We start from the raw sequence: 15,546 nt of genomic DNA on the forward strand, positions 1-15,546 counted from the left end.
TGATATTTATTTCTCATGTTTAGCTGCAAAACGCTCTGACTGTTCCTGGATCAGTGCTGCATCTTCAAAATAATTGATACGCATCGCACGCTTCACTTCAGCCATCGTTTCTGCTGCTGCTTTTCTTGCTTCTTCGCTTCCTTTTTTCAGGATCTCATAGATCTCCGGAATGTGCTGTTCCAGCTCTTTTCTTTTTGCACGGATCGGTCCCAGCTCTTCCTGCATCACAGCATTGAGGAAACGTTTTACTTTTACATCTCCAAGTCCGCCCCTCTGATAATGTGCTTTCAGCTCATCCAGATTTTTATAGTCCGGCAGGTAACGCTCAAAATGTTCCGGTCTGCTGAATGCATCCAGATAAGTAAAGACTGCGTTTCCTTCTACGCTACCCGGATCAGACACTTTGATATGGTTCGGATCGGTGTACATACTCATGATCTTCTGGCGAACTTCTTCTTCTGTATCGGACAGATAGATGCAGTTGCCAAGAGACTTGCTCATCTTCGCCTTACCGTCCGTACCCGGCAGGCGGCAGCATACTTCATTCTCCGGGATCAGTGCGGTCGGCTCTACCAGTGTCTCGCCGTATACGCTGTTGAATTTGCGGACGATCTCTCTTGCCTGCTCGATCATCGGCAGCTGATCTTCTCCTACCGGAACAGTCGTTGCCTTGAAAGCTGTGATATCGGATGCCTGGCTGATCGGGTAGGTGAAAAATCCTACCGGGATGCTTGTCTCAAAATTACGCATCTGAATCTCAGTCTTAACGGTTGGGTTTCTCTGCAGTCTGGAAACAGTAACCAGATTCATATAGAAAAAGGAGAGCTCTGCCAGCTCCGGAACCTGTGACTGAATAAAAATCGTACATTTTTCCGGATCCAGTCCGCAGGAAAGATAATCCAGTGCTACCTCAATAATATTCTGACGGATCTTCTCCGGATTGTCTGCATTGTCCGTCAGTGCCTGTGCATCTGCGATCATGATAAAAATCTTGTCGTACTCTCCGGAATTCTGCAGCTCAACTCTGCGTTTCAGAGATCCAACATAATGTCCTACGTGAAGTCTGCCGGTCGGTCTGTCGCCGGTCAAAATGATCTTTTCCATCTTTATTCCTCCTGAAATGCAGCCTGAAAACCGCATTTAATCATCTGATTTCTCTGTCCTCTAGTATAGAACAGACGAGGCTGCAACGTCAATCCTTTTTTCCACTCTGCCAAAAAACAGACTCCTGTATTCTTTCTTGATACAGGAGTCTGTTTTCATTACTTTAATTTGAGAATATCCGTCTTCGGCGGATTTCACTTAACATGCTGCCAGGATTTTCCCATTTGGATTATTTTCGAATCATTATGGCGTGACTATTTTACAAAATCACTTCTCATCCACCACCTGGAACACATAAAACTTCAGATAATAGGACTCTTCTGCCGCCCACAAAATCGGGTGATCCGGTGCCTGGGTGCGGTACTCGACCTGACGCAGGCGTTTGTGGACATTTCTTGCCGCCTGATGGATGGTCTGTGTGAACAGTTCATAGGTCATAAAGTGTGAGCAGGAACACGTTGCCAGGAAACCTCCGTCACGCACCAGTTTCATCGCACGCAGGTTGATCTCACGGTAGCCTTTCACGGCATTTTTTACGGAATTTCTGGACTTGGTGAAAGCCGGCGGATCGAGGATGACCACATCGAATTTCTCCCCTTTTTCTTCCAGTTCCGGGAGAAGCTCAAAGACATCTCGGCAGATAAATTTCACGCGGTCCTCCATGCCGTTTAACTTGGAGTTCAGTATTGCCTGCTCTACGGCAAGTTCGGAAGCATCAACTCCGGTCACTTCTTTTGCCCCGCCGTATCCGGCATTTAAGGCAAAGGATCCGGTGTGTGTAAAGCAGTCGAGCACTTTTGCATCTTTGCAGAGATGCTGGATCGCTTTTCGGTTGTATTTCTGATCGAGGAAGAATCCTGTTTTCTGTCCGTCTTTGACATCGACCATGTAGCGGACACCGTTTTCTTCGATCTCCACGTTGGTATCAAACGCCTCTCCGATAAATCCCTTGTACAGCTCCATGCCTTCCTGACGGCGTACTTTTGCATCGCTTCGCTCATAGACACCGCGGATCTTGATGCCGTCTGCTGCCAGGACTTCTTTTAGCAGCTCCACGATCTGATCTTTCAGGCGGTCAATCCCAAGTGCCAGGGACTGTACGACCAGCACATCGGAAAATTTATCTACCACCAGTCCCGGCAGAAAGTCTGCCTCGCCGAAGATCACACGGCAGCTTCCGGTATCGCTGACTTTTTTGCGGTAATCCCATGCCTCCTGCACACGCATCTTCAGAAACGCCTCATCAATCTCCTGATGACGGTTTCTTGTCATCATCCGCACACGGATTTTGGAATTGCGGTTGATAAAGCCTTTGCCAAGTCCGTAGCCGTCAAAATCATGTACTGCCACGATATCTCCGTCCTCAAAGCTTCCGAGGATACTTGCGATCTCATTGTCAAAGATCCACAGTCCTCCTGATTTCAACATTCTTCCTTCGCCCTTTTTCAGGGTAACGATTGCTTCGCTCATTCTTTTTTTCTCCTTATCTATCCTACCAGGTCAAACAGCGACAGCTGGTTGCTCTCCGGCAGATCGCCCAGAATTCCCAGATCATCCATCAGGTCGATGACTGTCTTGCTGACTTTTGTCCGGTCTCTGAAATCATCTTTTGATAAAAATTTTCCTTCTTTTGCCGCATCCATAACGGCATCCGCAGCCTTCTCTCCAAGACCTTCGATCGTACTTAACGCCGGCATCAACTTGCCGTCGATGATCTTAAAACGTCTCGCATCTGCCTGATAGAGATCAAGCGGCAGAAAATCATAACCTCTGGCATACATTTCCTGCACGATCTTCATGTCTTTCATGGAATCCTGCTCTTTTTTGGAGAGTGCATCGCCTTTTTTGCGATATTCGTCCATGTAGTGAAGCAGTTTTTCCTGTCCCTGACACATCAGCTCATAGCTGAATGCAGAAGCTCGTATACTGAAATATGCCGCATAATATGCCAGCGGATAAAAAATCTTGTACCAGGCAATGCGGAATGCCATCATAACATAAGCTGCCGCATGTGCTTTCGGGAACATGTATTTGATCTTTTTGCACGACCAGATATACCAGTCCGGCACATCGTGTGCCAGCATCTCCTCTTCCCACTCCGGTTTCAGTCCTTTCCCCTTTCGCACGCTCTCCATGATCGTGAAGGACTGCTCGCTGTCCAGCCCTTTTCCGATCAGATAAGTCATGATGTCATCTCGTGTACAGATTGCCGTGGAAATGGTTGCCTTGCCTTCTTCGATCAGGGTCTGTGCATTTCCAAGCCATACGTCTGTTCCATGGGACAGACCGGAAATGCGGACCAAATCTGAAAAGCTCTGCGGTTTGGTATCCACAAGCATCTGGATAACGAAATCGGTTCCAAACTCCGGAATACCAAGCGAACCGAGCGGACACCCTCCAAGCTGCTCCGGTGTAACGCCAAGTGCCTCCGTGCTGACAAAAAGCGACATGACTTCTTTATTGTCCAGCGGAATGTCCTGTGCATTGATGTCTGTTAAATCCTCCAGCATACGGATCATCGTCGGATCATCGTGTCCGAGAATATCGAGCTTCAAGAGGTTGTGGTCGATGGAATGGTAGTCGAAATGTGTCGTTATAATATCCGTTGTCATATCGTTTGCCGGGTGCTGCACCGGTGTGAACGAATCAATCTCCTCGCCAAGAGGCAGAACGATAATACCGCCCGGATGCTGCCCCGTTGTCCTTCGCACTCCGGTACATCCTTTTACGATACGGTTGATCTCGCAGGTACGCTTCCGCTCGCCGCGTTCTTCGTAATAATTTTTCACGTAACCAAATGCCGTCTTCTCGGCAAGCGTACCGATTGTTCCGGCACGGTAAGTCTGGCCTTTTCCGAAAATAACCTCGGTATAGCGGTGAGCATTTCCCTGATAATCACCGGAGAAATTCAGGTCGATATCCGGCTCTTTGTTTCCCTTAAATCCAAGGAATGTTTCAAATGGAATATCAAATCCTTCTTTTCGAAGCTTCGCTCCGCAGACCGGGCAGGTCTTATCCGGCATGTCACATCCGGCTCTTCCTGCATAGGCTTTCACATCCTCGGAATCAAAATCGCTGTAGTGGCATTTCTCACAATAATAATGCGGACGCAGCGGATTTACCTCGGTGATCCCCGCCATCGTCGCTACGAACGAAGATCCGACCGAACCTCGTGATCCTACCAGATAGCCGTCCTCGTTCGACTTCCACACTAGTTTCTGTGCGATGATGTACATAACGGCAAACCCATTGGAAATGATGGAGTTCAACTCTCTCTCCAGTCGCTCGACAACGACTTCCGGAAGATCCTCGCCATAAATCTCATGGGCACGGTTGTAGCAGATCTCACGCAGACTTTTGTCCGAATCCGGGATGACCGGCGGACATTTATCCGGTCTTACCGGCGATATTTTTTCGCACATATCGGCGATCTTGTTCGGGTTTGTGATCACGACCTCTTCTGCTTTTTCACTGCCAAGATATTCAAACTCTTTGAGCATCTCTTCTGTGGTACGCAGGTAAAGCGGTGCCTGTTCGTCGGCATCGGTAAATCCTTTGCCCGCCATAATAATGCGGCGGTAAACTTCATCCTCCGGATTTAAGAAATGCACATCGCAGGTCGCCACGACCATTTTGTTGAACTGTTCTCCGAGTTTTACGATCTTGCGGTTGATCTCCTGAAGATCTTCGATCGTCTCCACATCGGTCTTGTCGCTTCGAAGCATAAAAGCATTGTTGCCGATCGGCTGGATCTCCAGATAATCATAGAAATTGACCAGCCTTGCGATCTCCTGATCCGAGCGATGGTTTAACACAGCCTGATACAGTTCGCCCGCTTCACAGGCAGAACCAAGCAATAGTCCCTCTCTGTGACGCACAAATTCGCTCTTCGGGATCAGCGGTCTTCGGTTATAATATTTCAAATGTGAACAGGAAACCAGGCGGTAGAGATTGATACGTCCAAGATCGTTTGTCGCCAGCAAAATTGCATGGTGCGACGGACTCTTGCGGATCTTATCCACGGAAGTACGCCCCAGCTCATTGACTCCATCCAGCGTTGTAATATCTCTCTGCTGAAGTATTTCAATAAATTTCACAAAAATCTCTGCCGTACATCCGGCATCATCAACGGCTCGATGATGGTTCTCCAGTGATACTTTCAGTGCCTTTGCAACCGTATCCAGCTTAAAACGGTTCAGTTGCGGCATCAACACCCTTGCAAGTGCTACGGTATCGACAATCGTAAATTCTTTTTCAATGCCCTGCCGTTTGCAGTTTGCTTCGATAAATCCCATGTCAAACGATGCATTGTGTGCGACCATCACGCATCCTTCCGAAAATTCCAGGAACTTCGGCAGGATTTCTTCGATTGTCGGAGCGTCGAGCACCATGTTGTCGTTGATGCTGGTCAGCTCCTCGATTCGATAAGGGATCGGCACTTCCGGGTTGACAAAGGTGCTGAATTTATCCGTGATCTTACCATTTACCACTTTGACGGCACCGATCTCGATGATCTTGTTTGCCACCGTACTGAAACCGGTCGTCTCCAGGTCAAAGACTACATAGGCATCCTCCAGGCTTTGATTTCTGGAATTGACAACGAGGTCCTGCAGGTCATCCACCAGATAAGCCTCACATCCGTAAATAATCTTAAAGTCCTCATCCGGCGAAACCGCGTGGTTCGCATCCGGGAAAGCCTGCACAACACCGTGATCTGTGATGGCGATCGCCTTATGTCCCCAGGATTTTGCCCGGTTTATGATGTCTTTTACATCGGAAACGCCATCCATATCACTCATTTTTGTGTGACAGTGCAGTTCCACACGTTTCTCCGGCCAGGTGTCCACCCTCTGTTTGCGGAAATCCTGGATTTTTTTGATACCAAACACCGAACCGATACTGAGCTGTCCGTCAAACCGGTCGATTGTCGTCACGCCGCGGATTTTCAGAAACGCACCGGTTTTGATATCTTTTAAAATCTCCGGCACCTGCTCTGTCTGTGCAAAAATCTTGATCACAATGGTATCTGTAAAGTCGGTCACTTCCATCATAATAATTGTTTTATTATTACGGATGTCACGCGTCTCCAGCGTCTGTACCTGTCCGCGGATCGTCACTTCACCCATCTCGCCCTGGATCTGCTCGATCGCCAGAGATTCACTTTCAAAGTCACGTCCGTAAAGCACATCCGGATTGTCCGAGCGACGCACGCTGCGAGATCCGTCTCCTCTGGAAAATCCGGAACGGAATCCTCCTTTTCCCTGGAAATTTCCTCTGCTTTTTGGCATATCTGCTGTTTGTTTCTCGACTTTTTTCTCGCTCTTTCCGTCGTTTTTCTTTTCTGGTTTTGCTTTCTCTTTTTTCGCCGCTTCTGCCTTTCCTTCCGCTTTTGCAGACTCCACCTGTCCGTTTTCTTCCGGCAGATTCTGAGGCTCTTCCGGATTACCAAGCACGGCATTTTGCAGGATCGCATCGACTTCCTGCTGAATACGCAGCTCGCTGTTTTTATGCGACTTGCTCTCCACCGGCTCTTTGAAAACAGTCTGCACCTTAAAATGCATGCCACAGCGTTCGCAGAAAATTTTCTCCAGGATCTGCAAAAGCTCCTCAAGACGCTCTTCCGCTATCACATTCTTTTCGATGGTCAGCGTCATCTCATCGTCCGCTGTGAAAGTACATTCTGCCTGACGCAGGATGCTGTAAAGGAAGATATTATAATCTCTGATTTCAGATAGAATACTGCTTTCATACTCCTGCATCAGCGTTCTTGGCGTATATTGTCTGGATAACTGAAATTTGACAATGATCTTTACGTCCATCGATGCATTGCCAAAAATCTGTCTTCGTATCTCATGCTCCGTATCCTGCACGGACTGCCAGTACAAAAGCCTCGGGCTTTCCAGATATACCCTCATTCTGTCTCTTGCAGAAGTGACGGTTACTCTCGTAACCGTCGCCTGAGAAAGTAATCCTCTTAAGTTGTCATTTACCTTTAAAGTCGGAAATACATCAAAAAACTCTTTAGGCATGAATCTCATTCCAGTGAAGAAGCTCTTCTCTGAGAGCATCCAGAAGTTCACTCTCAGGCACTTTCTTCACCACTTCCCCCTTCCTGATCAAAAGACCTTCGCCTTTTCCGCCGGCGATCCCGATATCCGCTTCTTTCGCTTCGCCAGGTCCGTTTACCACGCAGCCCATGACCGCAACTTTGATATCCAGTGGAATATCTTCTACCATATTTTCAACTTTGTTTGCCAGACCGATCAGATCGATCTGTGTACGTCCGCAGGTCGGACAGGACACAACCTCAATGCCTCCTTTTCGCAGCCCCAGCGTACGCAGGATCAGCTTGGCAGATTTGATCTCTTCTTTCGGGTCTCCGGTCAGAGATACACGGATCGTATCACCGATGCCCTGCGAAAGAATGATACCAAGTCCGACAGCGGATTTGATGTTTCCAGATAAAACTGTTCCGGACTCTGTGATACCGACATGGAGCGGATGAGCGGTCTTTGGTGCGATCAGCTCATGTGCTTTTGCACACATCAGTACATCGGAAGATTTGATGCTGATGACCAGATTGTCATAGCCCATATCTTCGATCATATGCACTTTATCCAGGGCACTCTCCACGATCCCTTCTGCCGTCACGCCGCCGTATTTTTTCACCAGGTCTTTTTCCAGAGAACCACTGTTTACACCGACACGAATCGGAATGTTTCGCTCTTTGGCCGCATCAACTACAGCCTGCACACGCTCCCTGCTGCCGATATTTCCCGGATTGATACGAATCTTGTCGGCACCGTTTTCAATTGCGGCAATTGCCAGTTTATAATCAAAATGAATATCCGCTACCAGTGGGATCGTAATCTGTTTTTTGATCTCTTTCAATGCACTCGCAGCTTCCTGTGTCGGAACTGCACATCTTATAATATCGCATCCTGCTGCCGTCAAAGCCTGGATCTGTGCCACAGTTGCCCGCACATCTTCTGTTTTTGTATTTGTCATGGACTGGATCAGGATCGGATTTCCGCCTCCGATCACCCGGTTGCCGATCTTTACCACTTTTGTATGTTCTCTGTACATAAATCAGACCTCCCTAATGTCAGCAAAGCTGACCAAAATCGCATACCAAGTCTCACGTATGTTCGACTTGACTTCACTGTACCTGTTTTTCATATTTCACAAAATAATATTCCAGATCAAAATACGTCTGCTCATCGCTCGTCGCCGTGATTTTCCATTCTTCCTTCTCATCCAGATTTGGAAAATAAGCATCAGCCTCATATGCATGGTCAATCTTTGTCATATGAGCCGTATCGCAGTATGGAAGCATCTGACGGTAGATCTGCTCTCCGCCGATCACATAGACATCCTCACTGTCATATTTTTTCAGCTCTTCCAGCACTTCCTCGACACTGTGCACGATGATGGCACCTTTGACCTGATAATTCTGATTTTTTGTCAGGACAATGTTGACTCTGTTTTTGAGCGGCAGTCCGTTCGGAAAACTCTCCAGTGTCTTTCTGCCCATCACAACTACTTTTCCGGTTGTCATCTGACGGAACATTTTCATATCGTTCGGAATACTGACCAGCAGTTCATTGTTCTTGCCGATCGCCCAGTTCTTATCCACAGCAGCAATCAAATTCATCTTACTTATCCTCCTCTTTTCTCATTCTTTACACTTTTTTATCCGGTAAATGTATTCTGTCATGCCAGCTTTTACACTGCAACCGGTATATGTTTGATCTGCGGTCCGGTTACGTAATCTACTACATGCAGATCATCCACGGTAAATTCATAGAAATCTTTTTTCTCCGGGTTCAGCCATACTTTCGGAGCCGGATGCTCTTCTCTTGTGATCAGTTCCTCGATCAGCGGAATATGTCGGTCATAAATATGGGCATCTGCGATCACATGCACCAGCTCGCCGACGTACATATCACACACCTGTGCCAGCATATGCACAAGCAGGGCATACTGTGCCACATTCCAGTTGTTTGCCGTCAGCACATCGTTCGATCTCTGGTTTAAAATGGCATTGAGCGTCAGCTTATCCTCGCCCTTTTTCTGTGTCACATTGAACGTCATGCTGTAGGCACAAGGATAAAGATTCATCTCATGCAGATCCTGATGCACATAAATATTGGTCATGATCCGGCGGCTGTACGGATTATTCTTCAGATCGTAGATTACACGGTCCACCTGATCCATCTCGCCTTCTTTGTACTGATGCTTCACGCCGAGCTGATAGCCGTAAGCCTTTCCGATCGAGCCGTCCTCATCTGCCCATGCGTCCCAGATGTGAGAATTCAGGTCATGCACATTGTTGGACTTTTTCTGCCAGATCCACAGAAGTTCATCAAACGCATTTTTCAATGCCGTTCTTCGAAGCGTCAGTGCCGGAAATTCTTTTCGCAGATCGTAACGGTTGACCACGCCGAATTTCTTGATCGTGTACGCCGACTCATTCGTGTCCTCCCAGACTGGACGCACCTTTTCTCCTTCTGTGCTCACTCCGTTATCCAGAATATCTCTGCACATTCCCTTAAATACTTTATCTGCATAGCTCATGCCATTTCCTCCTGTCTTTTTTACCCCGTTTTCAGTTTCCAAGTTTGATCAGACTGTTGTCCTCTGCAAATCCGGCCGCATTATACAGAAACAGAACATCCGTATAATCGCCCTTTTCCATATATTCTTTGAGACTTTCGCTGTAATAGCGAAGATCCACAAAATCGACTTCTTTAAAATCATGCAGCGTAAACGGAATAAAACAGTGTGCGTAAGAATCCTGCACGACCAGAAGCTTCCGTTTGCTCTTGCTGTCTGTCTTTACTTCCACCAGACTCTGATTTCCGCCAAAATAAACGCTGTATTTGTCTCTTGTTTTCAGATAATCATACTGATAAATATCATCTGCCGTCTCGTTTTTCGCCACATAATTTACCTGATATTTTTCCTTTTTCTTCGGAATATAAACATGGATCGTATCGCTGCGGTTGCGTCCGCCGACCTTGGCATCAACCGTGCCGAAGAATCCATCTGTGAGCGTCTTCTTTTTATAATCAGACAGTGCAAGTGGAGAAAGTCCCTTTTCTTCTGCCCATGCCGCATACACATAATATGCTGCTTCCGTGGTCCAGTGGTGGTCTGTGCGGTAATAAAGCTGAATATCCTTATGCTCACGCAGAACACTTCCGCTGTCAAACCAGGTGCCTTCCGGCATTGCATCCGCAACTTTCTGAAGGTAGACTTCTTCATCGTACGGAGATGCATATTTCGGCAGATGATCTCTCAGAATGTCCACCGCATTCGGCACAACCATCGCTGTTGCATGGTCTTTGCCGTATGTTTCCACACACGTTTCCATGAAATTCTTCAGGTAACCGATATTGGCATTTGCACTCGGTGCCGTAAAGCTTTTGGAATGTGCCTCGATCAGATAATCATCGTCTGCAAAATATATATCCTTGCTCTCTGTTTTAAAAGTTGCCTTCTCGATCGCAGTCTTTGCACTGATCCAGCCATCCCGCATCGGGAACTGATCCGTCAGATACGTTTCAAAATCTTTTTCAAATTTTCCGGAAAAGCAGCTTTCAACCGATGGTTCCGGCATCTGTGCCAGTGCTCTGTTCTCCCTCTCCGAAAATTCTCTGGAAGGCATGACCATCGTCCAGATTGTCATTCCGAAGACCATGCACAGAAACACAGCGATCACTGCTATATTCTGCTTTTTTGTAGTCATATATTCTCTCCATTCTGTTTCCCTGTTTAAAGATGTTATGTTAATGTACAAAGATGCCTACGAATTGTTCCGTACTTCGTACTCTCACAATTCTATAAACATCATTAAAATCTAAAATATAAAAACGGATTGTACGTTGCATCTACCAGATAAGCGACTGACACAAAGAAGATCACCGCATAAAATGCAATGTAGATCACATTTTCCGCCCAGGTCCGCTTTCTGCCGCCAAGCACAACGCCGGCTGCTTTCTTTGGCAACATCGTCGAACCGAGGATCGCCAGAACAAACAGGACGGCATAATTACCAAGCAGGTAGAGTGTCTCGTTATTCCACAGGCCCTGTCCGAATCCGCCAAACATGGCTTTCAGATACGAGATCCCATATGCCATATCTTCGCATTTGAAAATGATCCAGCCGATCACCACAAAAAACATGGTGTAAATCCGCTGAATGATTCCAGGAAGACGGTTCAGCACCTTTTTCAGCACCAGCTTTTCGATCAGCAGAAGTGCTCCGTAGTAGCAGCCCCAGAGAACATAATTCCAGTTCGCCCCGTGCCAGATTCCGGTCAGCATCCAGACAACCAGAATGTTGCGGATCTGCTTTGCGATCTTACAGCGGTTGCCGCCAAGCGGAATGTAAACGTATTCTTTAAACCAGGAACTTAGGGAAATATGCCATCTTCTCCAGAATTCCGTGATACTCTTTGAAATATACGGATAATTGAAGTTCTCAAGGAAATGGAAACCGAACATCTTTCCAAGCCCGATCGCCATATCCGAATATCCGGAGAAATCAAAGTAGATCTGGAACGTATAAGCCAGTGCCCCAAGCCATGCCGTACCTGCTGCCAGTCCATCGACCGGAAGTACTGCAATGGCATCCCAGAGTGCACCGATGTTGTTCGCGATCAGGACTTTTTTGCCAAGTCCGATCATAAAACGATGAATACCTTCTGAAAAATCGGAAGTATTTTCCTTTCTGTGCTCCATCTGCTCTGCGATCGTCTTGTACTGCACGATCGGTCCTGCGATCAGCTGCGGAAACATGGAAACATAAGTGCCATACTTGATCCAGTTTTTCTGAACCTCCGTGCTTCCCTTGTATACATCAATCGTGTATGACATTGTCTGAAACGTAAAAAAAGAAATACCGATCGGCAGCGGTATCCCAAGCAGTGGTATTCCCGCACCGGTTAATGTATTGACCGTCCCGATGAGGAAGTCCGCATATTTAAAAAATCCAAGGATGGAAAGATCCACAAGGATTGAAGTCATAAGAAAACGCTTCGCCTTTTTCTGATTGCCTTCCTTTTTCGCTTTGTCGATCCCTTTTCCGATGCAGAAATCCATGGTGATCGTAAAAAGCATCAGAAATACATACTTCGGTTCGCCCCACGCATAAAAAAACAGGCTGAAGAGCAGCAGAATGACATTCCGAAGCTTTCGCGGTGCTATATAGTAGAGGATCAGTACTGCCGGCAGAAACCGGAACAGAAACAACAGACTGCTGAAAACCATAATTAAAAACTCCCGTCTAAAAAAACTATTTACAATTATCGGGTTTATTATATAATATAGGAGGAGAAAAGACAATATTATTATTTTACAATACTTTATACTTTAAGATTAAGAGGGGACATTATGGTACAGCAGAAAAGACGAAAGCCGCGTAAAACCGCCCGCTTTCTTAATATGCTCCTGCTTGTCTTTGCGTTTTTAGTTGTTTTTGAAGGTCGTCTGATCATCAATATCGCTTCCAAAGGCGGCATAAACAAGCAGGTAGATGAGCAACTCAACGAAATATTCTCTTCCAGTGATTTTCAGAATCAGGACGAAGCTACGGCAGAAAGTGAGACTTCATCGGAAACCGCTTCCAAATATCCTGCCAACGTCACACCATTTGCAAACGGAGCCGGATCTACCTCCACTTCTTCCGTTGCTGTGGACGACAGATGCATTGTAAAAAAACAGGCAACGCCGGTGGATGATTCTTACTTTTCTGATGCTGTGTTTATCGGTGATTCCAGAGTCGAGGGATTCCATATGCAGTCCGGCATTACGCAGGGAACGTTCCTGACCGGTGTTGGCATGAACTGCACGGATATTTTTGAGACACCGTACATATCTACTGCCAGTGGAAATGTAACCGTAATACAGGCACTGAAAAACAATTCTTTCAAAAAAATGTACATCATGATCGGTACCAACGACCTTGGTTATCCGGATTTTGAAGAATTCCGCAAGAATTATACAAAATGTCTTGCAGAACTCCGCAAACTGATGCCGAATGCCATTTTTTATGTCAGTGCCGTGCCATACGTGGAGGAAGCCAAAGTTCAGACCGGCGACTATGTAAACAACACGAACATTGACACGGTCAACCAGATTATCCTTGAAATCTGCAGTGCCAATGGTTATTATTATCTGAATCCAAACGAAGTGTTATCCAACGGAAACGGTGCACTTGCCGCCGATGCTACCAGCGACGGTATCCATATGTATCCGGAATACTGTGCAAAATGGCTGGATTATCTGCACACGCATTATGTGACAGCTGACAGCAGTTCCAGTGATTCTGAAAGCGAAACTGCATCTGAGAGTGAAACTGCTTCCGGTGCTTCTTTGTAACCTGGCAGAGCATACAGAAATCATGTTTCCGAAACGGTATGATTTTTTCAGGTTGTCCGTTTTCGGAACATTATTTGAGGCAGATGAAAGTCTGTTCTCACATTAATAAAATATAAAACAAAGGAGATTAGAAACCATGAAAAAACTCATCACACTTCTTGTGACCATCGCTATGATCGGTGTCATGCTGACCGGATGCGGCGGTTCCGGCAAAGAAGTCACAGCAGACCCTGCAAAACTTGCAGAAGATCTTTCCAAAACAGCAAGCGGAGACACCCTTTCTTCTATTTCCGAAGATATCCTGGCTTCCACTTACCTGGTAGACACTTCCAAAATTGATTCCTGTGCTGCTTACGTCGGTACCGGTGCTACTGCATGCGAAGCTGTTGTCATCAAATGCAGCGACAGCTCTTATGTTTCAGAAGTAAAAGGACTTTTTGAAACACGTGTAAAAAATCAGTCCGATCTTTACTCTTCCTACAACGCAGATGAAGTAAAGAACCTGGACAATGCGATCATCAAGACTTCCGGAAACTACGCTGTTCTGTGTGTTACCAACGACACCGCAGCAGCTGAGAAAGTGCTCAAAGAAGCAGGTTTCTAAATCATACCTCAAATGTGCACAGAAAAATATATCATGTGATGTATAGACGTGCACCTCACAGTAAGTATGCCAGATACATTCTTAAACAGGTATACGGTATTTACAGGTAAAAAACAACAAGAAGCAGGGATCTCAGATCGAGAAACCTGCTTCTTCTTGTTTATAAAATACTTATCTCTATTACTATAGTGTTTTCCATATTTCCGGAAAAACTTCCACACTTCTTTTCAAAATCCCATTCATATAAGCGATCGCCACGCCATAATTGGTGATTGGAATACCAGCATCCTGTGCACAGGCGATCCGGTATTTCATTTCCCGCTCGTTGAGCATGCAGCCGCCGCAGTGAATGATCATTCTGTATTCTGACAGATCCATCGGAAACTCCGTGCCGCTTGTAAAATGAAACTCTATCTCCTGCCCGGTGTGTTTGCGAATCCAGTTCGGAAGCTTCTCTGTCCCGATATCACCACACTGGCGATGATGCGTACATCCCTCACAGATCAGCACTTTATCACCATTTTTCAGATGATCCAGAGCTTTTGCTCCACGTACCTGTACTTCCAGCTCGCCTTTGTAACGTGCAAAAAGAATGGAAAATGAAGTCAACATTACATCTGACGGTATTTCTTTTGCCACTTTGCCAAACACCTGACTGTCCGTGATCACAAGCTTTGGCTTTTTTCCAAGATTCTGGAGCGTATCACAAAGCTCATCGTCTCTTACCACAACCGCTGTTGCACCTGCTTCCAGCACGCCGCGAATTGTCTGCTGTTGCGGCAGGATCAGCCTGCCTTTTGGAGCCGCCTTATCAATCGGCACAACCAGGACTGCAAAATCTCCCATCTCAAGTAGATCCTCTACCAAAGGATATTCTGGTTTTTTCTGTTCTATTCCGGAAGCAATCTTTTCTTTCAGTTCACGGATCTGAAGATTTTTTGCAGCACTGACCCACAATACCGGAATCTTCTGTCCTCTCACAGATGCAGCATTTTCTGCTCTCTCTTTGAACTGCTGCCCTTTTTGACACTCTTCCAGCAGATCCGCCTTATTCATGACAAGGATACAGGGTATCTGCTTTTTTTCGATCTGCTTCAGTAATTTCTGCTCTTCTTCTGTAATCCCCTCAACTGCACTGCACACAAGGAGTACAATATCTGTCTTATTTAATACCTGATAACTTTTCTTTACGCGAAGCTTTCCAAGCTCACCTTCATCATCGATTCCCGGCGTGTCGATCAGTACCACCGGACCTAACGGCAGAAGCTCCATCGCTTTATAAACCGGATCTGTCGTTGTCCCGGAAACATCGGATACGATTGCCAGATTCTGTCCGGTCAGTGCATTGATCAGGCTTGATTTTCCGGCATTTCGTTTGCCGAAAATCCCGATATGGATACGTTCTGACGCCGGCGTTGCATTCAGACTCATAGGCTTCTTCCTCCCGACACTCT

The 15,546-nt window shown here is 46.4% G+C and carries 11 protein-coding genes; 2 read left to right on the forward strand and 9 right to left on the reverse strand.

The window, feature by feature from the left end; all coding sequences use genetic code 11:
- Positions 1–6: 6 nt before the first annotated feature.
- The 8 genes from trpS to LKD42_RS05425 form a co-directional block, all read right to left on the reverse strand.
- Positions 7–1,104 carry a tryptophan--tRNA ligase gene (trpS, locus tag LKD42_RS05390; RefSeq protein WP_147631840.1) on the reverse strand — a complete coding sequence of 366 codons (1,098 nt, stop codon included), beginning with the start codon at positions 1,102–1,104 and terminating at the stop codon, positions 7–9.
- 267 nt (positions 1,105–1,371) lie between these two features.
- A complete protein-coding gene (locus LKD42_RS05395) occupies positions 1,372–2,574 on the reverse strand; it encodes a class I SAM-dependent rRNA methyltransferase (RefSeq protein WP_147631839.1) in 1,203 nt (400 codons plus the stop codon).
- A gap of 17 nt (positions 2,575–2,591) precedes the next feature.
- Positions 2,592–7,133 carry a PolC-type DNA polymerase III gene (locus tag LKD42_RS05400; RefSeq protein WP_248835056.1) on the reverse strand — a complete coding sequence of 1,514 codons (4,542 nt, stop codon included), beginning with the start codon at positions 7,131–7,133 and terminating at the stop codon, positions 2,592–2,594.
- The gene (gene ispG, locus LKD42_RS05405) at positions 7,126–8,190 is read right to left on the reverse strand and encodes a flavodoxin-dependent (E)-4-hydroxy-3-methylbut-2-enyl-diphosphate synthase (RefSeq protein ID WP_248835031.1); all 1,065 of its coding nucleotides are present in this window, start codon (positions 8,188–8,190) and stop codon (positions 7,126–7,128) included. Before ispG ends, LKD42_RS05400 begins: the two co-directional genes overlap by 8 nt.
- 73 nt (positions 8,191–8,263) lie before the next feature.
- Positions 8,264–8,758 carry a dihydrofolate reductase gene (locus LKD42_RS05410; RefSeq protein ID WP_022118744.1) on the reverse strand — a complete coding sequence of 165 codons (495 nt, stop codon included), beginning with the start codon at positions 8,756–8,758 and terminating at the stop codon, positions 8,264–8,266.
- A 71-nt stretch (positions 8,759–8,829) separates the two neighbouring features.
- Positions 8,830–9,681: a thymidylate synthase gene (gene thyA, locus LKD42_RS05415; protein WP_248835032.1), complete on the reverse strand. Its 852-nt coding sequence runs from the start codon at positions 9,679–9,681 to the stop codon at positions 8,830–8,832.
- Positions 9,682–9,712: 31 nt separating this feature from the next.
- Entirely contained in the window at positions 9,713–10,855 is a 1,143-nt protein-coding gene (locus tag LKD42_RS05420; protein ID WP_248835033.1) for a DHHW family protein, read from the reverse strand.
- Between the two features lie 104 nt (positions 10,856–10,959).
- Positions 10,960–12,378, reverse strand: coding sequence for an MBOAT family O-acyltransferase (locus LKD42_RS05425; protein ID WP_248835034.1), 1,419 nt, complete (start codon positions 12,376–12,378; stop codon positions 10,960–10,962).
- A gap of 123 nt (positions 12,379–12,501) precedes the next feature.
- Here LKD42_RS05425 and LKD42_RS05430 point away from each other — a divergent pair, with 123 nt between their 5' ends.
- Together LKD42_RS05430 and LKD42_RS05435 are read left to right on the forward strand one after the other, a co-directional pair.
- Positions 12,502–13,488, forward strand: coding sequence for a GDSL-type esterase/lipase family protein (locus LKD42_RS05430; protein WP_248835035.1), 987 nt, complete (start codon positions 12,502–12,504; stop codon positions 13,486–13,488).
- A 136-nt stretch (positions 13,489–13,624) separates the two neighbouring features.
- The gene (locus LKD42_RS05435) at positions 13,625–14,092 is read left to right on the forward strand and encodes a DUF4358 domain-containing protein (protein ID WP_022118749.1); all 468 of its coding nucleotides are present in this window, start codon (positions 13,625–13,627) and stop codon (positions 14,090–14,092) included.
- Positions 14,093–14,275: 183 nt separating this feature from the next.
- Here LKD42_RS05435 and hydF read toward each other — a convergent pair whose 3' ends face one another.
- Complete coding sequence (gene hydF, locus LKD42_RS05440; protein ID WP_215658698.1) at positions 14,276–15,523, reverse strand: [FeFe] hydrogenase H-cluster maturation GTPase HydF; 1,248 nt, start codon at positions 15,521–15,523, stop codon at positions 14,276–14,278.
- Between the last annotated feature and the right edge of the window lie 23 nt (positions 15,524–15,546).

This window comes from Hominisplanchenecus faecis, from assembly GCF_020687205.1.
Classification (GTDB): domain Bacteria; phylum Bacillota; class Clostridia; order Lachnospirales; family Lachnospiraceae; genus Hominisplanchenecus; species Hominisplanchenecus faecis.